The sequence below is a fragment of the Roseateles subflavus genome (genome assembly GCF_030285365.1).
Lineage (GTDB): Bacteria > Pseudomonadota > Gammaproteobacteria > Burkholderiales > Burkholderiaceae_C > Roseateles_B > Roseateles_B subflavus.
The window spans coordinates 92,307-114,611 of the sequence record NZ_JASVDS010000001.1 but is presented as its reverse complement, the minus strand read 5'-3'; the positions used below and the strand labels follow the sequence as shown (position 1 = coordinate 114,611).

General features: G+C 72.1%; 16 protein-coding genes. 7 read left to right on the top strand and 9 right to left on the bottom strand.

Annotated features, from left to right (window positions below; genetic code table 11):
- Window positions 1-2 precede the first annotated feature (2 nt).
- Window positions 3-1,508: an OmpP1/FadL family transporter gene (locus tag QRD43_RS00465; RefSeq protein ID WP_285980500.1), complete on the bottom strand. Its 1,506-nt coding sequence runs from the start codon at window positions 1,506-1,508 to the stop codon at window positions 3-5.
- Window positions 1,509-1,770: 262 nt separating this feature from the next.
- Between QRD43_RS00465 and QRD43_RS00460 the strand changes: the two genes are divergently transcribed.
- A complete protein-coding gene (locus QRD43_RS00460) occupies window positions 1,771-2,466 on the top strand; it encodes a lysoplasmalogenase (protein WP_285980499.1) in 696 nt (231 codons plus the stop codon).
- On the opposite strand, the gene QRD43_RS00455 is transcribed toward QRD43_RS00460, so the two are convergent.
- The 3 genes from QRD43_RS00455 to QRD43_RS00445 form a co-directional block, all read right to left on the bottom strand.
- The gene (locus tag QRD43_RS00455; protein WP_285980498.1) at window positions 2,467-3,324 is read right to left on the bottom strand and encodes a LytR/AlgR family response regulator transcription factor; all 858 of its coding nucleotides are present in this window, start codon (window positions 3,322-3,324) and stop codon (window positions 2,467-2,469) included.
- 83 nt (window positions 3,325-3,407) lie between these two features.
- Window positions 3,408-3,815 carry a hypothetical protein gene (locus QRD43_RS00450; RefSeq protein WP_285980497.1) on the bottom strand — a complete coding sequence of 136 codons (408 nt, stop codon included), beginning with the start codon at window positions 3,813-3,815 and terminating at the stop codon, window positions 3,408-3,410.
- The gene (locus tag QRD43_RS00445) at window positions 3,812-5,341 is read right to left on the bottom strand and encodes a sensor histidine kinase (RefSeq protein WP_285980496.1); all 1,530 of its coding nucleotides are present in this window, start codon (window positions 5,339-5,341) and stop codon (window positions 3,812-3,814) included. The genes QRD43_RS00450 and QRD43_RS00445 overlap by 4 nt, the downstream gene beginning before the upstream one ends.
- Before the next feature lie 290 nt (window positions 5,342-5,631).
- On the opposite strand from QRD43_RS00445, the gene QRD43_RS00440 reads away from it, so the two are divergent.
- On the top strand, window positions 5,632-7,485 hold the full coding sequence (locus QRD43_RS00440; protein ID WP_285980495.1) for a methyl-accepting chemotaxis protein: 1,854 nt from the start codon (window positions 5,632-5,634) through the stop codon (window positions 7,483-7,485).
- Between the two features lie 279 nt (window positions 7,486-7,764).
- Here the strand turns inward: QRD43_RS00440 and QRD43_RS00435 are convergent, their stop codons facing one another.
- Genes QRD43_RS00435 through QRD43_RS00425 form a run of 3 tightly spaced genes read right to left on the bottom strand, consistent with a single transcriptional unit; the run spans window position 7,765 to window position 9,571 of the window.
- Window positions 7,765-8,334 carry a YceI family protein gene (locus QRD43_RS00435; protein ID WP_285980494.1) on the bottom strand — a complete coding sequence of 190 codons (570 nt, stop codon included), beginning with the start codon at window positions 8,332-8,334 and terminating at the stop codon, window positions 7,765-7,767.
- Window positions 8,335-8,389: 55 nt separating this feature from the next.
- A complete protein-coding gene (locus QRD43_RS00430) occupies window positions 8,390-9,004 on the bottom strand; it encodes a YceI family protein (protein ID WP_285980493.1) in 615 nt (204 codons plus the stop codon).
- Window positions 9,005-9,031: 27 nt separating this feature from the next.
- Window positions 9,032-9,571 (bottom strand): cytochrome b, encoded by a 540-nt coding sequence (locus QRD43_RS00425; RefSeq protein ID WP_285980492.1) that lies wholly within the window; start codon window positions 9,569-9,571, stop codon window positions 9,032-9,034.
- A 238-nt stretch (window positions 9,572-9,809) separates the two neighbouring features.
- Between QRD43_RS00425 and QRD43_RS00420 the strand changes: the two genes are divergently transcribed.
- The 5 genes from QRD43_RS00420 to QRD43_RS00400 all read left to right on the top strand — a co-directional run bounded on the left by QRD43_RS00420 (window position 9,810) and on the right by QRD43_RS00400 (window position 19,635).
- The gene (locus QRD43_RS00420) at window positions 9,810-10,385 is read left to right on the top strand and encodes an HD domain-containing protein (RefSeq protein ID WP_285980491.1); all 576 of its coding nucleotides are present in this window, start codon (window positions 9,810-9,812) and stop codon (window positions 10,383-10,385) included.
- 413 nt (window positions 10,386-10,798) lie between these two features.
- Window positions 10,799-12,646: an ATP-binding response regulator gene (locus QRD43_RS00415; RefSeq protein ID WP_285980490.1), complete on the top strand. Its 1,848-nt coding sequence runs from the start codon at window positions 10,799-10,801 to the stop codon at window positions 12,644-12,646.
- Window positions 12,624-16,763, top strand: a complete 4,140-nt coding sequence (locus tag QRD43_RS00410) for an alpha/beta fold hydrolase (RefSeq protein ID WP_285980489.1) — start codon at window positions 12,624-12,626, stop codon at window positions 16,761-16,763. Before QRD43_RS00415 ends, QRD43_RS00410 begins: the two co-directional genes overlap by 23 nt.
- Complete coding sequence (locus tag QRD43_RS00405) at window positions 16,760-18,418, top strand: alkaline phosphatase D family protein (protein ID WP_285980488.1); 1,659 nt, start codon at window positions 16,760-16,762, stop codon at window positions 18,416-18,418. The genes QRD43_RS00410 and QRD43_RS00405 overlap by 4 nt, the downstream gene beginning before the upstream one ends.
- Window positions 18,419-18,564: 146 nt before the next feature.
- Window positions 18,565-19,635 carry an alpha/beta hydrolase gene (locus tag QRD43_RS00400; protein ID WP_285980487.1) on the top strand — a complete coding sequence of 357 codons (1,071 nt, stop codon included), beginning with the start codon at window positions 18,565-18,567 and terminating at the stop codon, window positions 19,633-19,635.
- 12 nt (window positions 19,636-19,647) lie between these two features.
- On the opposite strand, the gene QRD43_RS00395 is transcribed toward QRD43_RS00400, so the two are convergent.
- Both QRD43_RS00395 and QRD43_RS00390 read right to left on the bottom strand, forming a co-directional pair.
- Complete coding sequence (locus QRD43_RS00395) at window positions 19,648-20,493, bottom strand: DUF6683 family protein (protein ID WP_285980486.1); 846 nt, start codon at window positions 20,491-20,493, stop codon at window positions 19,648-19,650.
- Window positions 20,494-20,536: 43 nt separating this feature from the next.
- Window positions 20,537-22,156, bottom strand: a complete 1,620-nt coding sequence (locus QRD43_RS00390) for a hypothetical protein (protein WP_285980485.1) — start codon at window positions 22,154-22,156, stop codon at window positions 20,537-20,539.
- Between the last annotated feature and the right edge of the window lie 149 nt (window positions 22,157-22,305).

Here is a 22,305-nt window from a genome sequence, read left to right as displayed (position 1 = left end):
GATCAGAAGCTGTGGTTCAGCTGCAGGCCGAGGCTCGTCGCCTTGGTCTGGTAGTTGCCGCGCACGGTGGCGTTGCTGCAGTTGCAGGGCTTCTCGCCCTCGCCGTCGTCGGTGATGGACATCGGCGCGTCCTTCAGCTTGACGTGGCCCAGGGCCAGGTCGATGCTGGTCTGGGCGTTGAACTTCCAGTTCAGGCCGAAGGCCAGCCAGTCGCGGTCGGAGTCAGGCAGGGCGGCGCCCCGGTACTGGCCCTGGACAGGCGACTTGTCGCGGGCGGCGCCCGCGCGCAGGGTCAGCTGCTCATTGAACTGGTACTGGGCGCCGACGGACGCCCGCCACACGTTCTTCCAGTGCTCCGGCGTGATGGACGGCGGCGTGGTGCTGTCGAACTTGATGCGCAGCTCCTCCAGGGTGGACTGGCGGTGCCAGGTGGCATCGGCCATCACGGCCCAGCGCTTGTTGAGCTGGTGGAAGGCCTGGAAGGAGATCGAGTCGGGCGTCTTCACCTCGAGGCTGGCGCCGGAGTCGTTGTGGTCCAGCTTGCCCTTGCCGTCATAGGGCGCGCCGGTGGCGGCGGCCAGCACGTTGGCGGGCAGGGTGGCGGGCTGCGTCCAGTCGGCGCTGCCCTTGAGCTTGTGGCGGATGCCCGAGCGCCAGGCGACGCCCAGGCGGGTCTGCTCGTCGAGCTCCCACAGCAGGGCCAGGTTCACGCCCAGGCCCCAGTCGGCGCCCTTGACGTGCACGCCGCCGTCGAACATCGGGTTGGCATAGACCTGCGCGGCCTGCTGCTGCAGCTGCAGGGCGACGCCCGAGGCACCGGCCGCGGCGGCCTGCTGGGCCGCGCCGAGCAGGCCGGCGGCGTAGGCATTGCCATAGGGCACGGCGCGCTTGATGTCACCGTGCATGTACTCCAGCGTCACGCCGGCGGACACCGAGAACTGCTTGGCCGGCTTCCAGGCGACGTTGGGGTTGAAGGCCAGGGACTTCAGCTCCACGAAGTTGACGTTGTAGCGGCCGCCCCAGTCCGGGCGGTAGTCCAGCTTGGCGCCGGAGGGCACGAAGACGCCCAGGCCGAAGGCGAGGTCGTCCGAGGCCTGGTAGGCGCCATACAGGTGAGGCACGAAGGTGGCCTTGGTCGGCTCGACCACGTCGCCCGCCACCGAGGTGGCCTTGGGCTGGAAGCCCGAGCCCGGCAGGCTGATGTAGGAGCCGGCGTCGGTGAACTTCACCTTGGGGTCGACGTAGTCCAGCACACCGCTGACATGCCAGCCCTTGCCCAGGCGGGTGAGGCCGGCCGGATTGGAGAAGATCGTGCTGGCGTCGGCAGCCTCGGCGCCGTTGGAGTTGGCGGTGCCTTCGGCGGCGGCGCTCTGCGTGCCGAAGCGGTAGCCGGAGGCCACGGCCTGGCCGGCGCACAGGGCGAGGCCGGCGAGCGCCAGCAGGCGCAGGGCGTGACGGGGGGAACGATGGGCGTGCGCGTGCGCGCCGGCCTGCGGGAAGCGGTGCATGGATGTCTCCTCTTGTCGTCGTGCGGGCGAGCCTCTTGTCTCTTCCCGGGATCACTTGGGAGACCGATTCTGCGAAGGCTTTGTTGCATCACACCGAGGGAAAGTGCCGGGACTGTCGCCCGGGGCCGACGAATCCATGCCGATTAGAGACTTGTCTCCAGAACGACAATTGTGGTGCGGCGGGGTGCGGCGGCGCGCCGGCGGCCGGGGCCCGGGCTAACCCCGGCGGCGCAGCGTCGGGGGCGCCGCCAGAATGCCGGCCATGCGATCCAATTTCCTGCTGCCCCTGCTCATCCTGGTGTCCGCCGCCATCGCCATCGCCTCGCTCGGCGGGCTGGGTCTGAGCCCGGACCTCGGCTTCGCGGCCAAGCCGCTCACCACGGTCCTCATCCTCCTGTGGGCCTGGCCCCGCGGCGCGGACAGCCCCAAGGCGGCACGCTGGCTGCGCTGGGGGCTGGTGTTCTCGCTGGGGGGGGACGTCGCCCTGCTGTGGCCGGAGGCGGGCTTCCTGCCGGGGCTGGTGAGCTTCCTGATCGCCCACCTCTGCTACATCGTCGGCTACTGCCAGCGCTCGCGCTTCGGCCGGCCCTGGTGGCCCTTCCTGCTCTATGCGCTGGTCGCGGCGGCCGTGCTGCACAAGCTGTGGCCGGGCATTCCGGGCGATCTGCGGATCCCGGTGCTGGTCTACGTGGGCTGCCTGGCCAGCATGGCCTCGCAGGCCTGGGCCTGGTGGCGCAGCAGCCTGGGCGGGCCGGACGAGGCCCTGGCGCGGCGAGCGGCCTGGGGTGGCACGCTGTTCCTCTTCTCGGACGCGATGATCGCGATCAACAAGTTCGCCTTCCTGGGGCAGCTGCCCCACGCGACGCTGCTGATCCTCAGCACCTACTGGCTGGCGCAGTGCTGCTTCGTGGCCAGCCTGCGCCCGGCGGCACCCGAGGGCACCGCCACGGCGCCCTGATCACATGCCCTTGAAGAGGTGGGTGTAGCTGCGGCTCACCTCGAGCTTCTCGGTCAGGCCCTTCACGGCCACCAGCTGGCGGCCGCGGAAGTCCCGGCTGATGCCGGCGATGGCCTTCACGTTGACCAGCGTCGAGCGGTGGATCTGCCAGAACAGCTGGGGGTCCAGCTCATCGACCAGCTCCTTGATGGGCTTGCGGATCAGCGCCTCGATCGTGGCCGTCTGCACCCGCGTGTACTTCTCGTCGGAGATGAAGAAGAGCACGTCCTCGACCGGGATCATCTGGATGCTCTGGCCCACGGTGGCCTGGATCCACTGCAGGTACTTGGGCACGCCGCCGGGGCTCACCTGCGCGGAGAGCTTGTGCAGCAGCTGCTGCATGGACGCACCGGCGGGGGCCTCGACCGCATCGGCCGCCTCCTCGACCGTGCCCTCGCGGCGCTGGGCCAGACGCTTCTTCACGCGCGCCACCGTGATGGCCAGGCGCTCGCGTTCGGCGGGCTTGAGCACGTAGTCGGCCACGCCCTGCTCGAAGGCCTCGACGGCGTACTGGTCGTAGGCCGTGATGAAGACGATCTCGGGCACCAGCCAGCTGTCGTCCTCGGGGAGCTGGACGATCTGGCGGGCCGCGTCCACGCCGGTCAGGCCGGGCATGCGGATGTCCAGGAAGACGAGGTCCGGGCGGTGCTCGCGGCACAGCTCGACGGCCTCGAGGCCGTTCTTGGCCTCGGCCACGATCTCCAGCTCGGGCCAGGCTTCCTGGAGGCGGCTGCGCAGCTGCTCGCGCATCAGGCGTTCGTCGTCGGCCAGCACGGCGCGGATGGGGCCGGGGGCGAGGTCGTGGGTGGTGTCGTTCATGGGCGGCATGCTAAGGGCGGCACGGGGGCGGCCGGACTACGGGTTGACCCGAGGTTCGCAGCGCCCCCCGGGCCTCCAGGGCATCACGGGCGCGGCTGAGGGCGCGGGGCCGGGGCCCGCGCCTTCGGGCGGCGCACCAGCAGCCACAGCACCAGGACCATCAGGAAGACCGGGGACACCGCCATCGCGCCGAGGCCGCAGAACAGCAGCACCAGGAAGCCGATCACGCCGCCCACGATCAGCAGCGGCAGGCCCACGGCGAAGAGCAGCACGAGCGGCAGGACGATGAAGAGCACCACGCCCGTCACCCCCAGGCCGATGATGGCGCCGAGGAAGTCGCCGAGGTCCGGATCGGTCCATTCATCGCCGCTGATGGTGATGTTCACGCCCGGATCGCTGAAGATGTGGTGCGCGAGGCTGACGCCGCCGAGGATGCTGAGCAGCACCGCGCCGAGGGCGAGGATCAGGAAGGCCTTGAAGAGGGTTCTCATGCGGAAGCTCCTTGGTCGTCAGTGCGGCTGCGATAGGGCACGGTGATGGTCACCACGGTGCCGGAAGGCTGGTTGGCGGCGATGGTCACGCTGGCGCGGCCGCCGTAGAGCAGGGAGAGTCGTTCGCGGATGTTGGCCAGGCCCACGCCGGTGCCGGCGGTGGCGGCGCGGCCGAAGCCCAGGCCCGTGTCGGCCACCGTGATGGCCAGCTTGCCGTGCAGGACCTCGGCGCGGACCTTGAGGCTGCCGCCCTCGGCCTTGGGTTCCAGGCCATGCTTGATGGCGTTCTCCACCAGGCTCTGGATCATCATGGGCGGGAACTCGGCGGAGAGCAGGCCGTCCGGCACGTCGATCTCGGTCTGCAGCCGGTCCTCCATGCGCACCTTGAGGATCTCGAGGTAGGGGCGGATCACCGCCAGCTCGCGGCCCAGGTCCCGCACGCCCGCGGCATTGGCCTCGCGCATCGTCGGCATGGAGGCCCGCAGCAGGGCGATGAGGTTGCGCTGCATCTGTGAGGCGCGCGGCGGGTCGGTCTCGATCAGGTGGTCGATGGACGCCAGGGTGTTGAAGAGGAAGTGCGGCTCCACCTGGGCCTGCATGGCGGCCATGCGGGCCTCGACGACCTGGCGCTTCAGCGACTCGGCCTCGGCCGTCTCGGTGGCCTGCGCGGCCTTCACCTCGGCCTGGATGCGGCCCTTGTAGGTGGCCTTGATGAGGGCGGAGGCCATCACGAAGAGCACCGAGAAGTCGATCAGGAACTCGCCCCAGTGGATCACCCGCACGCGGGAGTGCCAGCCGGGGGCCGCCTCCTCCTGGATCTTCTCCAGCTCGGCCTGGGTCCGTTCCAGCTCCGCCTGCACCTGGCGGCGGGCGTCCTCGGCCTCGTCGCGGGCGGCGCGGGCCTCCTCGAGCCGGCTTTGCGCTTCCTCGTGCGACTCGCGCAGGGCCTCCTCGACCTTGCTGCGCAGCTCGTCCTCGCTGATCTCCAGCTTGCCGGCCTTCTCGGCCTTGTCCGACTTGTCAGCCTTGTCCGCGGGGACGCGCACCACCAGGTTGGGCAGGTTGATGTGCACGCCGTCCTCCACGGCCTTGCCGGCGTCGGCCGGCGCACTGGCTCCCGCGGCGGGCTTGGGGCGCTGCTCGATGCGGATGCCGTGCTTGTCGATGGCGACGTCCAGGTGCACGCCGTCCTCGCCCTTGCCGAGCTTCTCGGCGACCTTGCGGGCGGCCTCCTCGATCGAGGCCTCGTCCTTCGACGACTTCGACTCGGCCGCCTTGGGGGCGGGCCGCGACTTGGGCAGGCTCTTGAGCGGCGGCGGGCCCTCGTACTGCTCCGTGATGCGCCAGGTGAAGGGCGGCATGTTGCTGAGGACGTTCGCCCCCACGATCAGCAGCACCGACAGCACGATGAAACGCCGCCAGCTGATGCTCACCAGCCAGCTGGCGTACACATGGAAGCTGCGCACGCTGGCGGCGGAAAAGCGCTGCCAGCGTTCGTACCAGGTGGGAATCGGGTGGGCGTTCATGGAGGACCTGTCTTGCTATGGGTCCGGACTGTACGCAAGCCGCACCGGGGGCCCCAGGGGCAGGCGACAGGCTGCACGGGGCAGGGCCTCATCTGCACGGCATCGGGATGGGCGTGGCGCGTCCGTCGGGCCTGGCGGGCGGCCTCGCGCGCGGGCCGCCCGCCCGTTCGTGATGCTTGTCACGGGCGCCCGGGGCCGCCGGCCGCCCGTCATCGACCCATCACACGGTCTGCCTACCGTGCCGCCACGGATCGCCGCGAGCGCGGTCCTTCACGGACGGGATGGATGCGATGAAGTACTGGCAAAGCCTGAGGACGCGCCTGGCGGTGGCGGCTCTGCTGTGTCTGGCGCTGGGGGCGCTGCCCCTGGTGCGGGGGGAGCGCGACGCGGCTGCCGCGCTGGCGCGAGCGGAGCTGCAGGCGCAGGCCCTGCGGCTCGACAAGGGGTGGTGGGCGGTGATGGAGCTGGCACAGCAGCGGCGCGCGGCCGCCCTGCAGCCGGACGCCACGGACGCCACGGCCGGCGCGGCAACGGACGCGGCGCTGCAGGAGGCCCTGCAGCGCCAGCAGGCGGCGCTCGCGGCCGTGCCGGGTCTCGAGGCGCTGGCGCCGGCGGCGGCGGCACTCGAGCGCCAGTGGGGCGCGCAGGGCCCGGCCGCCTCGTCGCCCACGCCGCAGGCCCGGCTGCAGGCCTTCGATCAATGGCTGCAGGCCCTGCAGCAGGAGGTGGACCGCCTCCATCTGGCCTCCGGTCTCTGGCAGGAGGCGGCGCCTGAGGTCCACTTCGGCGCCCAGGCCGCCATGCGCGAGGCGCCCCGCGCCGCCGAGGCGCTGAGCCAGCTGCGTGACTTCGCCCGTGCGGCCCTGGTGGACGATGTGGCGGCCATGGCGGCCGCGCAGACGCGCTATGGCGAGCACGGCCAGGCCATGGAGTCCCTGTTGCAGCGCCTGCCGCAGGGGGCCGATCTGGCCGAAGCCCTGCACGGGCAGCGGCTTGCCCTGCAGTCCACGCTGCAGCAGGCGGCGGCCGATCCGTCCTTCCCGCTGGATCAGCTCGTGAGCCAGCTGGAGGCCGCGCGTGCCCAGCAGCTGGCGCTCAGCCAGCGCCTGCGGGACCAGGTGCAGGCCTCGCTGCAGGCCCAGGAATCGGCCCGGCGCGTGGCGCGCTGGCAGCAGCTCGCGCTCATGCTGGGCCTGCTCGCCGCTGCAGTGGCCCTGATGGCCTGGACCCTGCGCAGCGTGCTGCAGGGCCTGCGCGAGGCGGAGGCGGTGGCGCGGCGCATTGCCGAGGGCGACCTCTCGGTGCAGGTGCCACTCGACCGCCCGCTGGAGCTGGCGCGCCTGCTCGTTGGCATCGAAGCCATGCGCCAGCGCCTGCAGGGCATGGTCCAGGACATGGGCGAGGTGGCGGCCGGCATCCAGGCCGCCGCCAGCGAGATCGCGCAGGGCAATGAGGACCTGGGGGAGCGCACCGAGCAGGCCTCGTCGAGCCTGCAGCAGACGCGTGCGTCCATGGAGACACTGTCCACGGCGGTGCAGGGCACGGCGGGTCTGGCCGAGCAGGCCTCGCAGGTGGCCCGGGCCGCCAGCGCCGTGGCGGCGCAGGGCGACCAGGCCGTCCAGGAGGTGATCCGCAACATGCAGGCCTTGCACCAGGCCTCCGGGCAGATCGGCAGCATCAGCGAGCTGATCGGCGGCATCGCCTTCCAGACCAATCTGCTGGCGCTGAATGCCGCCGTGGAGGCGGCGCGGGCGGGCGAGCAGGGGCGGGGCTTCTCGGTCGTCGCGGCCGAGGTTCGCGGCCTGGCCCAACGCTGCTCGGGCGCGGCGGCGGAAATTCAGCAGCTCACGCGCAACTCGGTCGAACGCATGGGCCAGGGCGCCGAGCTGGCGCACGGTGCGGGCGGCATGATGCAGCAGATGCTGGCCAGCGCCCGCGAGGTCTGCAGCGTGGTCGCGCAGATCGAGGGACGGTCCGCACACCAGCGGCGGGACATCGGCGAGCTGACGCAGGCGGTGCAGGGCGTGGATCTGCTGACCCAGCAGAACGCGATGCTGGTGGAGCAGTCGCGCGCCGCCGCGACCGGGCTGCGCGAGCAATCCGACAGGCTCGCCGGCCAGATCGCTCGTTTTCTCCTGGCGTGAACCGGCTGCCGTCGTCGATCCTGCAGCGTCCGGTCACCCTCTTCCGATCGACGCGCTCGACGCGCTCGATGGCCTGTCCGGCCGCCAAGCGTGCCGTCTCGAACCTGTTCTCCCTTGGCGGGCCGCCAGGCGCGCCGGACAGCAGCCAGGGAATGACGGGGATTCTCGGCATGCGAAGGCCATCGAGCGGAGGGACGCCGTCGGCATGCCGAGTGGCCAGCCCCCGGCCCGCCGATGCGGCCCCAGGGGCTGGCTGTGGGTGCGGTGAGCGCCCTGGGCTTACTGGCGCACGGCCTCGACCTGGATGATCAGCTTGACTTCCTTGGGGAAGCCCCAGGCCAGGCCGTAGTCGATGCCCCACTGGGTGCGGTCGATGGTGGTCTCGAAGTCGCCGCCGCAGACTTCACGCTTGAGCATCGGGCTCTGGTAGCAGTTGAAGTGCTTGGCGCTCAGGGTGACGGGCGCGGTCTTGTCCTTCAGGGTCAGCTGGCCGGCCACCGCGGTGACCTTGTCGCCGTCGAAGGTGAACTTGTCACCCACGAACTTGGCCTGGGGCCACTTGGCGGCGTTGAAGAAGTCCTCGCCCAGGAGGTGCTTGTTCATGCCGTCCACGCCGGTGTTCACCGAGCCGATGTCGAAGGTGATCTGCACCTTGCCGGACTTGGCGGCACGGTCCAGCTCCACGGTGCCTTCCTTCTTGTCGAAGCGACCACGGTTGGTGGAGGTGCCGAAGTGCTGGATCTCGTAGGTCACGAAGGTGTGCGTGGGCTCGATCTGGTACTTGGCGGTCTCGGCGTGGGCCAGCACGCTGGCGGCCAGCAGGGCGGAGGCGATCAGGGTCTTCTTCATGGCATTCCTGTGGTTGGAGGGGTGAGGGGGTTGAGGGAGAGGACGGGGCGCTCGATCAGAGCGGCGCCACGCCGGAGAACACGAGCTTGAGCTTGACGGTGACTTCGTTGGCGACCATGGAGGTGTCGCTCCACTCGCCGTCGCCGATCTTGAAGTCCAGGCGCTTGAGCACGAAGCTGCCGGAGGCGGTGGTCAGGCCCTTGTCCTGCGCCAGGGTGATGGGCACGGTGATGTCACGCTGCAGGCCCTTGAGCGAGAGCTTGCCGGCCACCTCGAAGCGGTTGCCGCCCAGCGGCTTGATGGCGCTGCTGACGAAGCTGGCCTGGCCGAGCTTCTTGCTGTCGAACCAGGCCGGCTTGGCCAGCTCGGCATCGAGCATGGGGTCGCCCAGCGTCACGCTGGCGAGGTCGATGGTGAACTGCACCTTGCCGGCCTCGGCCTTCTTCGGGTCGAAGCCCAGCTGTGCTTCAAAGCGCTTGAACTTGCCGTCCACCGGCACGCCCATCTGCTTGCTGACGAAGCTCAGGTCGCTCTGGGCGGCCACCAGTGCGGGGGCCGCGGCGGCCGCAGCCGCCGGCGCAGCGGGCGCCGCCTTGGGCTTCTGCGCCAGGGCCGGTGCGGAGATCAGGCCGAGGCTCAGCAGCAGCGCGGCGGTCAGGGAGGTCTTCATGGCGTCGTTCTCCAGGAGGTTTCGGGGTCAGCGGCGGGCCGGCATCATGCGCAGCAGCAGGCCGTCCTTGTCGATCAGGTGATGCTTCAGCGCGGCACCGATGTGGGCCAGCACCAGCAGGGCGAGGCCCCAGGCCAGCATCTCGTGCAGCTCCTTCAGCTGGTGGGCGAGGGGCTTGTCCACCGGCACGAAGTCCGGCAGCGGCAGCACGCCGAACCACACGATGGGGAAGCCGGCCGCCGAGCTGTAGGCCCAGCCGCTCAGCGGCACCGCGAAGAAGGCCACATACAGCAGCAGGTGCACGGCGTGCGCGGCGCGGGCCTGCCAGGCGGGCATGGGCAGGTCGGCCGGCGGGCGGTGGCCCAGGCGCCACAGCAGACGCAGGGCCGACAGCGCGAGGATCGTCACGCCTGCCCACTTGTGCCAGTTGTAGAGCTTCAGCCGCGTGGGCGACAGCGGCAGGTCCGACATGTACAGGCCGACGCCGAAGGCGCCGACGATGGCGACGGCCAGCAGCCAGTGCAAGGCGATGGCGGTGGCGGTGTAGCGCGGTGTCTGGGGGCTCATGGCGGCTCCTGTCTGGTGGCCCGGCGGGACCGGGTCTTGGCGGGGAATTCCCGGGGAATGGACGAGAGTGTGGCGGCCGAGGGGGGCCGCCGGTTTCATCTTGCTTGAGGTCAAGGTTCAGTGCATTTGAATGGAGGCCTCCCCGGCCCTGACGAAGGTCATGGGCCTGACACGTGAACCCCCGAGACTGACGGGCGCCGGGCGAGCTTCGCCTGTCGACCCCACAAGGAGAGCCCAGATGGACCTGATCGCCCGCATCGAGGCCCTGTTCCTGCGCCGTGGCCGGGCCGAGTACGAGAGCGACGTGGCCCAGCCGGTGCCGGTGCTCGCGCATGCCCTGCAGTGCGCGCAGCTGGCGGAATGGGCCCATGCCGACCACGAGCTGGTGGCGGCGTCGCTGCTGCATGACCTCGGCCAGCTGATCGACGCCGAGGCCGGCGCGCCGCTGCGCATCGAGTCCCACGAGACCGCGGCCCTGTCCCTCCTCGCGCAGGGGTTCGGCCCCGGCGTGCTGGAGCCCATCCGGCTGCACGTGCAGGCCAAGCGCTATCTGGTGGCCACGGAGGCAGGCTACGAGGCCGGCCTGAGCCCGTCCTCCCGCCTGAGCCTCGAGCGCCAGGGCGGCCGCATGAACGCCGAGGAGCGCCTCCTCTTCCTCGCCCAGCCCTACGCGCGCGAGGCCCTGCAGCTGCGTCGCTGGGACGATCTGGCCCGCCAACCCGGCAAGCGCACGCCGCCGCTGGCCTATTACCTGGACCTGCTTGCCGATCTGATGCGCGACATGCGCACACCTCCGCGCCTGCTGATCGCCTGAGCGCGGAAATTCCCACTTGAGGGGGATAGGTGCGCACAGGGGCGCCCCAGATACTGCATTCCGGATCACGCGCTGCCTGGACCTCAGCGCCGTGATCGAGGGGAGGAGTGCTATGCCGGCTCACCAAAGCCCATCAGGGCGGCGGTGGTCGGCATAGTCATTTGGGGCGATGGCGTGCTGCCTGGCGCGAGGGGCCGCCGCCGCGCTGCCCGGCCGGACCCGGCGGTCATCGCGTGCGCGCCACGATCGGGCAGCACACCCGGCGGTATAGTCGGCGCACTCCGCGCCCAGGTCCGTCCCATGACATCTCGCTCCCCGTTGTTGCGCTTGCCGGCTGCCGTGGCCGGAGGCTTTGCCGCGGCGCTGCGGATCCTCCGGCGCGAAGGCGACGCAGCCCGGTGCGAGGCTCGCCCATGAGCCTCCTGGCCGGGCTGGCCGTGTGGACGGGCTGGCGACCCTCGCCGCAGCCCGAAGCGCGCGATGAGCCGCGGATCCTCATCCAGCAGGAGCTGCTGCGGCTGCTGGCCGAGCAGAGCCGGCGCATGCCCTATCCCGTCGGGCTCAGTGCCTTCTTCATGGCGCTGATGGCCGCGCTGCCGACCCGTTCGCCCTGGCCCGTGCTGTGGATGGTCGCGGTCCTCTCGACCCTGCTGCTGCGCCGCCACGTGCTGGGCCGCCTGCCGCAGCTGGAGCACTATCCCGTCTCGCAGCGCATGCGCTGGGCGGTGATGCTGAGCCTGCTCAATGGCCTGGTGTTCTCGGTGGCGCTGGTGTTCGCGGCGAATCTCTCGGACTACGAGCGCATGGTGCAGACCATCATGCTGCTGGGGCTGTGCGCCGGCGCCGTCGCGAGCACGGCCGGCCATCTGCCCGTGTTCATGGCCTTCTCGGCCCCGGTGACGCTGGCCAATGGCCTGGCCTGGCTGACCGGCGGTGCGGGCGCCCATGCCACCGTCTGGCAGGACGCCGTGATGGGCGTGCTGATCCTGCTGTTCGGCTTCATGCTGCGCAATCTCGCACGCGACAACTACCGCGTGTTCTGCGACTCCGTCCTCATCCGCCAGCAGCAGGTCAAGAGCAACCAGCAGCTGCGTGCGGCGCTGCACCAGGCCGAGCAGGCGATGCAGGCCAAGACGCGCTTCCTCGCGTCGGCCAGCCACGACCTGCGCCAGCCCATGCACACGCTGACGCTGTTCGGCTCGGCGCTGCTGCGCCGCCGCCTGGACGACGACAGCCTGGGCGTCGTGCGCAACATGAATCTCGCCATCGACGCGCTCTCGGGCCAGATGGACGCGCTGCTGGACATCTCCAAGCTCGATGCCGAGGTGGTGCCGGTGCACGCCAAGGTCTTCAACCTCGGCCACTGGCTGGGCCGGCTGCAGCAGGAGTTCCTGCCCAGCGCGCAGCGCAAGCGCCTGGAGCTGACGCTGATCTGCCCGATGAACGCCTACGTGGACTCGGACCCGCTGCTGCTGGAGCGCGTGGTGCGCAACCTGATCGACAACGCGATCAAGTACACGCAGGCGGGCCAGATCAGCATCGTGGCCGAGCGCCGGGGCGAGCTGTGGCAGGTGTCGGTACGCGACACCGGCTGCGGCATCGCCGAGCAGGAGCAGCAGAAGGTCTTCGACGAGTTCTACCAGATCGGCAACAAGGAGCGCGACCGCGCCAAGGGCCTGGGCCTCGGCCTGTCCATCGTCAGCCGCCTCGTCGACCTGCTGGACCTGCACCTGAAGCTCGAGTCGACGCCGGGCGTCGGGTCCTGCTTCACGCTGAGCATCGAGGCCTCCGATGACGGTCCGGACAGCCAGCTCGACGCCCCGACGGACGCCCGCTCGCTGCGCGGGCTCAAGGTGCTGGTCGTCGATGACGAGGAGCTGGTTCGCAAGGCCATGTGCACGCTGCTGATCGAGATGGGCTGCCTGGCCCGCTGCGCCGCGACGACCCGCGAGGCCGTGCTGCTGTGCATGCAGCAGGCGCCGGATCTCCTGCTCATCGACTACCGTCTGCGCGGCAGCGACGACGGCCTCTCCGCCGTGCGCTCGCTGCGCAACCTCGTGCCGGCCCTGCCGGCCCTGCTGATCAGCGGAGACACCGCCCCGCAGCGCCTGCGCGACGCGCAGGCCGCGGGCCTGGACCTCCTGCACAAGCCCGTGCGCGCCGACCAACTCATGACCGCCATTCAGAGGGTCTTGGCCGACGCACCGCACGCCCCCAGCCCGGCCAGGGAGGCTGAAGATGCAAGAGGGACCCTCGCCTGAGTCACGCCGCCTGCACTGGCTGTCCCGCCCGCTGAGCGACTGGCTGCTGGCGCATCCGCGTGGCCGCGATGCCGGGGCGCAGGCCCTCGATGCCGACGTCCTCATCGTCGGCAGCGGCTATGGCGCGGCGGCGGCGGCGGAGCACTTCTCGCGGTGCGCAGGCGAGGACGGCCGGCCGCTGCGTGTGCTGATGCTGGAGCGCGGCCTCGAGTACCTGCCCGGCCGCTTCCCGGCGCGCATGGCCGAGCTGCCGGGGCATGTGCGCGTCGCCGCGGCCACCGAGGCCGGCACGGCGGGCGCCGGCCGGGTGAAGGGCTACCGCGAGGCGCTCTTCGACCTGCGCCTGGGGCCGGACCTGTGCGTCGTGCTGGCCAACGGCCTGGGCGGCGGCTCGCTGATCAATGCGGGCGTGATGCTGCCGGCCGAGTCCACCGTGTTCCGCGGCCCGCGCTGGCCGGCGCGCCTGCGCTGCGACCCCGGCTGCATGGAGGACTGGTACGCCCGTGCGGCTCGACTGCTGGGGGCCGCGCACGGCGATGAGCCCAACACCATCCGGCACCTCGACGGCCATCCGCCCCGCCGGGCCGACTACCTGCGCGGCCTGGCCACGGCGGAGCTGCCGGCGAGCGAGGTGCCCGTGACCATCGCCCTGCGGCCGCAGCCGCAGTCGGCCGCCGGCCTGCCGCTGGCGCGCTGCGTGGCCTGCGGCGACTGCGCCACCGGCTGCAACCAGGGGGCGAAGGAATCGCTCGACACCAACCTGCTGTGGCTCGCGCGCCGCCGCGGCGTGGAGATGCTGACCGGCGCGACCGTGCTGCATCTCGAGCCCGAGGGCCTGGACGCGAACACCGGCGCCGTCGACGCCTGGCAGGTCGCCGTTCTGCCCACGGACGAGCACCAGGCCCGCCAGGAGGCGCAGCCCTTCGTGCTGCGGGCCCGCCACGTGGTGCTGGCGGCCGGCGCGCTGGGCTCGACCGAGATCCTGCTGCGCTCGCGCCGCCGGGGGCTGGCCCTGTCCGGGCGGCTGGGCGAGGGCGTCAGCGGCAACGGCGACGTGCTGGCCGCCGTGCGCGACACGCCGGTGCTCGACGCCCTGGCCGATGAGGCGCAGGACCCGGCCTCGCGACAGGCCGGCCCGACGATCACCGCCATGCTCGATGCCCGCACGCTGCGCGACCCCGATCCCGAGCGCCCGCCGCTCGGTGCCGGGCAGGCGCAAGGGCTGGGCTGCGTGGTGCAGGACCTCGCCATCCCCGGCCCCATGCGCTGGGCCTTCGAGCAGCTCTTCGCGCTGGGCGAGACGCTGGACGGCCTGTCCCGCCCGGACCGCAGCGTGCACGGCGCGGGCTTCGACAGTCCCGACCCCTACGCCATCACACGCGTCGCCAGCGCCCGCACCTTGGCCGTTGCCGTCATCGGCACGGATGCGGCGCAGGGGCGCCTGCTGCTGGGCGAGCACGAGCCCGATCCCGGCAGCCTGCAGGTCCACTGGCCCGGGCTCAAGAGCGACCCGCAGGTGCAGTCCCGCCACCGCTGGCTGCGCGAGCACCTGCGGGCGCGGGGGCAGCGCCTGATCGCCAATCCGCTGTGGGAGATCCTGCCGGAGGCCATGGGCTTCCTGGTCGAGGATCGCAAGGGCCCGATGCTGACGGTGCACCCGCTGGGCGGTTGCGCGATGGCTGACCGCATCGAGGACGGTGTGGTCAACGAATGGGGTCAGGTCTTGCGCCCCGCGTCGGCGCGGGACGGCGAGGCGTCGGCGTTGCCGGCGGACCGCGTCTACCAGGGGCTGGCGGTGCTCGATGGCGCCATCGTCCCTGCGGCGCTGGGCATCAACCCGGCGCTGAGCATCACCGCGCTCGTGCTGCGGGCGCTGCCGGAGCTCGGCCGCCGGTGGCAGGTCCGGCTCGTCGACACGCCGGCATCCGAGGCCCCGTTCTGGCTGACACGCCCGCTGTACCGCGACCGCCGCGGCCCGCCCCCGCCCGAGCGGCCGACGCTCCTCGAAGTGCGCGAGCAGCTCGTGGGCCTCGTGCGCGTGCCGGGGGCACTGGGGGGGGAGGTCAAGCAGCTGGAGCTGAGCTTCGAGTTCGAGCCGACCCCGGTGCGGCGCCTCGTCGAGCCGGGCGAGGACCGCCTGCTGCAGGGCACGCCGGCCTGCCGGCTGCGCCTCTTCGACACCCGGCGCGACCCGCACCTGCCGTCACAGCGCATGGTCGTCAGTGCGCAGGGGCCGGATGCGGGGCACAAGCTGTGGAAGCACGCCGAGCATCCCGATGCGGCGGCGCGCTGGATCGCGCCCCTGGAAGGCGTGAGCCTGCGCGTGTTCCACCGCGCGCCGAGCCGCTATCGCCAGCGCCTGGCCCGCGGCCTGTGGGCCTGGTGGCGCAACCGCGGTTGGCGCGATGCCACGCAGGCGCTGCAGGAGCGCCTGGCGCAGGCCCAGGCGCCGCGCGTGCGGCCGCAGAGCGCCCTGGGCGCGCTGCGCGAGCGCTGGGCCAACGCCAAGGCCCTCGCCAGCCATGGGGGCCAGGAACGGCTGATGCGCTACGAGCTGCGCATCCCGGCCCAGCTGCCCGACGCGCCCGACTGGGCCCGGCCGCTGCTGGGCCAGACCATCGTGCTGCACAAGCGCCTGCGGTACACGCGCCGCGGCAACCCCTGGACGCAGCTCACCCAGGCCCGCCAGGACGCCGGCCCCTTCCGCGCCCCGGACGGGCCGGGCATGCCGGTGCTCTCGCTCGACCTCTACGAGCTCGCCCGCCAGCGCCAGCCGCTGCTGCGCCTTGTCCAGGCCGAGGATCTCAGCAGCGCGCTGCGCGACGTCGGCAGCCTGCTGGGCTACATGAGCCGCCTGGTGCTGGGCGTGCATGCCTGGACCTTCCGAAAGCCCGACACCGCACCGCCGCGGGAGATCCACCGCCTGCCTGGCGCGGTGCCGGGCCTGCCGCTGCCCGAGATCCAGGAGATCGTCGTGGGCCGCTGCGAGGACGCCGGCCGCTCGCGGGGCCCGTCGCGCCAGGCTCATCACGCCCGCGGGCCCGTGATGATCCGCCTCACCCGCTACCGGCGGGACGGCGGCCGGCCGCTGCTGATGATCCATGGCTACAGCGCCAGCGGCACTACCTTCGCGCACCACTCGGTGCAGCCCGGGCCGGCCCAGCTCATGCACGAGGCCGGCTGGGACGTGTGGATTCTCGACATGCGCACCAGCGCGGGCATGCCCAGCGCCCGCCTGCCGTGGACCTTCGAGGAGTGCGCGCTCAACGACATCCCCGTGGCCATCGACACCGTGCGCCGCGTGACCGGCGTCGAGCAGATCGACGTGCTGGCCCACTGCATGGGCTCGGTGATGCTGCACATGGCCCTGCTGCAGCCGCAGCGCCAGCCCGAGGAGCATTTCTTCCCGCTGCGCCAGGCCCTGATGGAGGGCCACTGGATCCGCCGGCTCGTGATCTCGCAGGTGACCCCGCGCATGGTGTTCTCGCCGGCCAACGCGGCCCGCTCGCTGCTGATGCAGCATCTGCGCCCCTACCTGCCGATGCAGGACTTCAGTTTCCGCCCCGAGCATCCCGGCCTGATGGACGAGCTCATCGACCGCCTGCTGGCCAGCCTGCCCTACCCGGACGAGGAGTTCGACCTCGAGAATCCGCCGTTCCCCAGCCTGCGCCGCACGCCCTGGACCCGCACGCGGCATCGCATGGACCTGCTCTACGGCCGGGACTTCGCCCTCGCCAACGTGGCCCCGGCCGTCTTCGACTTCATCGACGACCACTTCGGCCCGCTCAACATGGACACCGTCGCGCAGGCCATCCACTTCTCGCGCAGCCGGGAGCTGACGGACTGGCGCGGCGCGAGCCTCTACCTCGACGACCTGCGCAAGACCTTCCGGCAGCTCGAGAAGTTCCCCGTGCTGTCGGTGCACGGCGAGCTCAACGGCCTGTGCGAGCCCGAGAGCGGCGAGATGCTGCACGACCTCTACGCCCAGGGCGCGCCGGGGCGCCACGAGTTCCGCATCATCGCCGGCCATGGCCACCAGGACTGCCTGATCGGCCATGACATCGAGGACCGGGTCTTCCGCCACATCATCGAATTCCTGCGCCGGGAGATGGCATGAGCCGACGCACCGATCTTCACCCGCCCGTCGAGCCCCGCTGCGCCTGGCCGCCGCTGCACCGCGTGGAGCGGCGCCAGGAGGGCGACGCGCTGGCCCTGCTGACGGCGCTGCGGCCCGAGCTGGGCTGGCCGCGCGAGTGGGCCTGGCTGCCGGTGCGCGAGACGGCATCGGGCTACGAGGCCCTCGATCCGGCGCTGCCGCTGCACCGGCAGGTCCGCCGCCGGGACTTCGAGCTGGCGGGGCAGGCCCATCCGGGTGAGGCCCTGCGCTGCCGCCTGCCGCTGGACGAGCTGCCCGACGCGCCGGGCACCGGCCTGCTGTGCCTGCTGCTGTATGCGGACGTGCGGGGGCAGTGGGTCGAGTCCGCCCGCCACGCCGCGACGGCGGAGGACGAGCTGGAGGCGGCGCTGCAGGCCGCGCTGGCGATGGGCGCGACGTCGCTGCGCCACGCCTTCGTGACGCGTCCCGAGCCGGACGAGGCGGCGGCGCGCGAGGAGGGGCTGAGCTTCATCCTGGCCGCCTGCCAGTACCCGCCGGGCCTGCTGGATGCACGCCAGGGCGCCGAGCAGGACCCGCGGCGCGCCGGTCCCGTCGATGCCGCGCTGGCCCGCATGGTGGACTTCACACGGCACACCGCGGAGGGCCGCGCCTGCTCGCTGCTGCTGATCGCCGGCGACGAGATCTATGCCGATGCCAGCGGCGGCCTGGCGGACGCGCACAACTCCGTCGAGCGCTACACGCGGGCCTACCAGCAGTTCAAGGCGGGCCTCGTGCGGCACCTGCCGCCCACGCTGGAGCGCATCGTCCATGCGCCGGACGACCACGAGATCGAGGACAACTGGGGGCCGGTGCAGCGCCGTGACGGCCGCGAGGACGGCGGTCCCTGGATTGACGCGGCCCGCGCCGCGGCCTGGGCCGCGCGCTGGGAGCCCGGCGAGCGCGAGGGCCTGCACCGGCACTTCTGGCATCGCTTCGACTGGCGCGGCGTGCGCTTCTTCGTCGCCGATGCGCGCCTGGAGCGCGAGCCCCGGCCGCAGTCGCGCCTGATGTCCGCCCGCATCATGGGGGAGGCGCAGTGGCGCGCGCTGCAGGACTGGCTGGCGCAGCCGGACGAGCGCCCGCGCGTGGTGCTCAGCGGCTCGCTGCTGCTGCCGCGCCGCCGCAGCGTGGCGGAATACCCCGGCGCGGCCGCGGCCAGCGACGCCTTCGACGGCTTCCCCGCCAGCCAGCACGACCTGCTGCGCGCGCTGTGGACGCAGGGGACGAACGACGTCGTGTTCCTGTCCGGCGACGAGCACCGCAGCGGCTACGCCACCGCCTGGGTCGGCGTGGACGATGGCCACGGCGGCCTGCGCACCGACCAGCCCCGCGTGCGCCTGCTGAGCCTGCACAGCTCGGCCCTGCATGCGCCCTGGCCCTTCTCGGTGACGGAGCAGGAGGCCTTCCAGGTGCCCGACTCCTTCGCCCTGATGCCCGAGCGCGGCGATGAGCCCGCGCCGGCGGGACCGCCGCTGCGCTGCCTCGTCACGGACTGGGCGGACCACCCGGGCGACGGCTTCGCGGTGATCCGGATGCGGGCGGGGCGCATCGAGGTGGCCTTCGACCGCACGGACGCGCCCCCTCGCTTCGCGGCGTGGGAGACCGCTTCCCGCTGAGCGCGCCCTGGGCGGACCGCCTGTCTGCCGGACTGCACGGGGCTCGCGGCAGCACCGTTGGATCGCCGCCTCATCTGCACGGGCATGTCCGCGGTCATGGCGCTGGAAAGTCGCTACGCTCGGGCCTCCGCACTTCTAGGACCCGCATGTTCCAACGTTCGATCGCTCTCCTGGCCCTGGCCCTGCCGCTTCACGTCGGTGCCGCTCCCGCGCCCGCTGCAGCGGCCCTGCCCGCCGCCACGCCGGCCTGCGCCACCCCCGCGCAGAAGGTCGATGAGCAGGGCTTCGTGACGATCGGCGGCATCGAGCAGTGGGTCACGGTGAAGGGCGATCGCTGCGGCAATCCCATCGTGCTCTTCGTCCATGGCGGCCCGGGCAATCCCCTGAGCCCCTACGGCGACGCCATGTTCGGCGCCTGGGCGCGGGACTTCACCCTCGTGCACTGGGACCAGCGCGGCGCCGGCAGGACCTTCGGCCGCAATCCGACGGGTGACGACGTGCCGCTGACCGTGTCCCAGCTCGTCAGCGACGGCATTGAAGTGACGGCCTACGTGGCGCAGCGCTTCGGCCAGCAGAAGGTCATCCTGTGGGGCAGCTCCTGGGGCTCGGCGCTGGCCGTCCACATGGTGCAGGCGCGTCCGGCGCTGTTTCACGCCTATCTGGGCACCTCGCAGATCGTCGACGAGGGCGAGAACGGGGTGCAGAGCTATGCCCAGCTGCTTCAGCGGGTGCAGGCGGCGCAGGACAAGGAGGCGCTGACCGTGCTGCAGGCCGTGGGGTCGCCGCCCTGGACGGACCCGCGCAGCTTCGGCAAGGTGCGCCGCGTGATCCGGCGCTATGAAGCCCAGCGCACGGTTCCCGCGCCCAAGGCCTGGTGGCAGCCGCCCGCGCTCTACACCACGCCCCAGGCGCAGGCGGACTACGAAGCGGGCGAGGACTACTCCTTCCTGCAGTTCGTGGGGCTCAAGGGCGATGGCATGGCCTCGACGATCAACCTGCGCAAGCTGGGCACCGAGTTCCAGGTGCCGCTGTTCTTCGTGCAGGGCGCGGAGGACCTGCTCACCACGCCCGACGTGACCCAGCGCTATGTGGACAGCCTGAAGGCGCCGGTGAAGGCGCTGGTCCTGCTGCCGCAGGTCGGGCACGACCCCAACCCGCCCATGCTGGACGCCCAGTACCGGCTGCTGCGCGAGCGCATCGCGCCGCTGATCCGGTAGGGCCTGCGCGGTTCAGCGCAGCTCCAGCCCCTGCGCCCCGAGGCGCATCCGCTCCACGCCCACGCCCAGCGCCGTTTCGAGGTTGGCCTTGGCCGTGTGCCGGAAGTTGACCTCCTCGGCCGGGTTCGGCCGGGTCTTGAGCTGCTCGCGGTAGATGACCATGAAGGTGCCCACCATCGCCAGCTGCTCGTACATCGAGCGGCGCTGGGCCGCGCTGGCCTGCTGGATGCCGGGGTTCTGGCCGAGCAGGCCCTGCATCTGCCGGACCAGCGTCTTGAACTGCTCGTCCGGCACCTCCTGCTGCATGAAGACGGCGTAGTTGCCGGCAATGAAGGCGGCCAGCCCGGCGGCGAGGTCGTCGGGGGCGAGGCCCAGTTGCCCCTCCAGCTTCCGCCAGAAGGCGAAGGACTCCTCGAAGGCCCGCGTCATGGCGCTGCGTTGCGCCGCCGGAAAACGCTGGGCCAGCTCGGTGGCGGACTGACGCAGCTGCGGCGGGCCCTCGGCGACGACGGGTCCCGCGGCGGATGGCAGCGCCGCAGCGGCACGGGCGGGGGCCGCGGTCGCCGGCAGGGCCACCGCGGAGGTCGGTGCGGAGGGCGTGGCCGTGGCGCTTGTGGCCGTGGTGTTCGCGAGGACGGGGCGGCCCAGCATGGCGCGCATCTGCTCGGCCAGGCTGGGGACGGCCTGTGCCTGGGCGTTGCCGGCCGCCGTCAGGGCGAGGGCCGTGGCCAGGAGGGCGGCGAGGACCGCGGCAGGCACCCGGCCGAGTGATGCCGACAGCCGCGAGACCCTCGAGGGCAGGGCGTGGCGCGCGGGGTGCGAGGTCGGGGTGGGGGTCTCGATGCGGGGTCGGGTCATGGGTGTCTCCGGAGGGCGGCGAAGGCCGGGGTGTCGGGGGGCATCACTTGTCGAGCGTGTAGCTGGCGTCGCCGAGGAAGACCGAGCCGTCGCGCACCGGGAAGCTCAGCAGGCGCTCCTCGTGGCCGTCGTCGTAGCGCAGGACGGCCACGTAGCCGCTCAAGGTGTAGCTGCCGCGGCGGCTCGCCCCATCGTCCTTGCGGTGGGGCGCGGTGGTGGTGGTCACGCTGCCGAGGCCGGTGCCCACCGTGCCGCCGGCCACGCTCTGGCTGCCCTTGCCATCCCCCGAGGCTGAACCGTAGATGGCCGTGCCCTGGACGGCGGCGAGGCTGCCGGACCCCGACAGCGAATGGAAGCTGCGCTCGAAGCGGCCGTCTTTCTGGAAGCGGATGCTGCGCGTGGACGAGGTGCCGCCGGTGAACAGGCTGCCGTAGAAGGCACTGCGGCTGAAGTAGCCGTCCAGGCGGCTGCCCGCGGCCCAGGGGCGCATCAGGCGGTGCTGGCCGGCCTCCCACGTGCCCTCCGGCGCGCCCTGGTCGTTCTGCGCCTGGAACTCGTAGCGATCGCCCGCGGCCCGCCAGCGCAGCCAGAGCTGGGGCTCCAGCCGGCGCGAGCGGGCGGCATCGAGCTGGTCCGGGGGCATCTCGGTGCGGCTGTAGGCACTGCCGTCGCGCAGCAGATAGCGCACGTCCTCGCGCCATTGCGAGCCGTTGCTGTAATCCGCATAGCCATGCAGCACCACGCCCGCGAAGTCCTTCTCGGGCAGACCCTGGCCGGGTTTCGCGAGCACGCGCTGCAGCGGCACCCCCTTGCGGCGCAGCGCCTGGGCCGGTTGGGAGGAGGCCTGCAGGCCGGTGGGGTCGCTGACCCACACGGCGTCGTCCAGTTCCAGGACGTAGTCGCGCGGGTCCTTCAGCGTGGCCCGCAGGACGACCTCGCGGCCGAGCAGCGGCTCGGCGTCGAAGCGCAGCTTGAGGGGCCGCTGTGCCTGGAAGGCCCCCTCGTCCTGCACGAGCTGGAAGCTCACGCGGTCGTCCAGCCAGCGCCGCACGCGGCCCTTGACCAGCACCGGGATGCCGGCCCGCGGGGCGCCGGCGCGCTGCAGGGGCTCGATCAGGCCCAGCAGCTGGGCGACGCTCAAGACCTGACCCCCACCGGGCAGCGCCCCGACCGTGGGCACCGGCGAGGGGGCGTGGGCGACCTGGGCCTGGATCAGCGCCCGCGCCGTGGGCTCGGCGGCGGGGTACAGGGCGGTGGCGTCCATGGTGGGGGAGGCCCAGTCCCGCATCAGGGCCTCGCAGGGCGCTTCGGGCCGGGCCTCGCCGAGCACCCGATCGCGCATGGCGGTGCTGACGTCCTTCCAGGGCAGGTCCCGGTGCTGCCGCGCGGCCAGGCTCATCACCACGGAGCGGCTCAGGGCCAGGCGATGGCGGGTGCGCCAATCGGCATAGGCGGTCTCCAGGGCGGCACCGTTCGGCGCGCCCATCTCCAGGCAGGCCCTGGTGGAGGCCTCGGCCATGGCATCGAGGCTGGCGGCCTCGACGAGCTGCCCGATGGCGGCGGCGTCGGGGGCCGGCGCGGGCGCCGGTCCGGCGGTGGCAATGGCCGCCAGCACGTCGCCCAGCACGGCGGCCATCGCGATGGCCCATTTCCTGGCGGGCACGCCCTTCCTCGGCCGCCACGCACCCGCTTTCCCGGCGCTGCGACCCGCACCTGCTTCCATGCAATCCCTCCCTGCGCGGCGCATCGCTGGTGCCGCAGCGCCACGATGCCCGATCCGGTGCCGGCGCGGGACTGCAGATGTATCGGTGC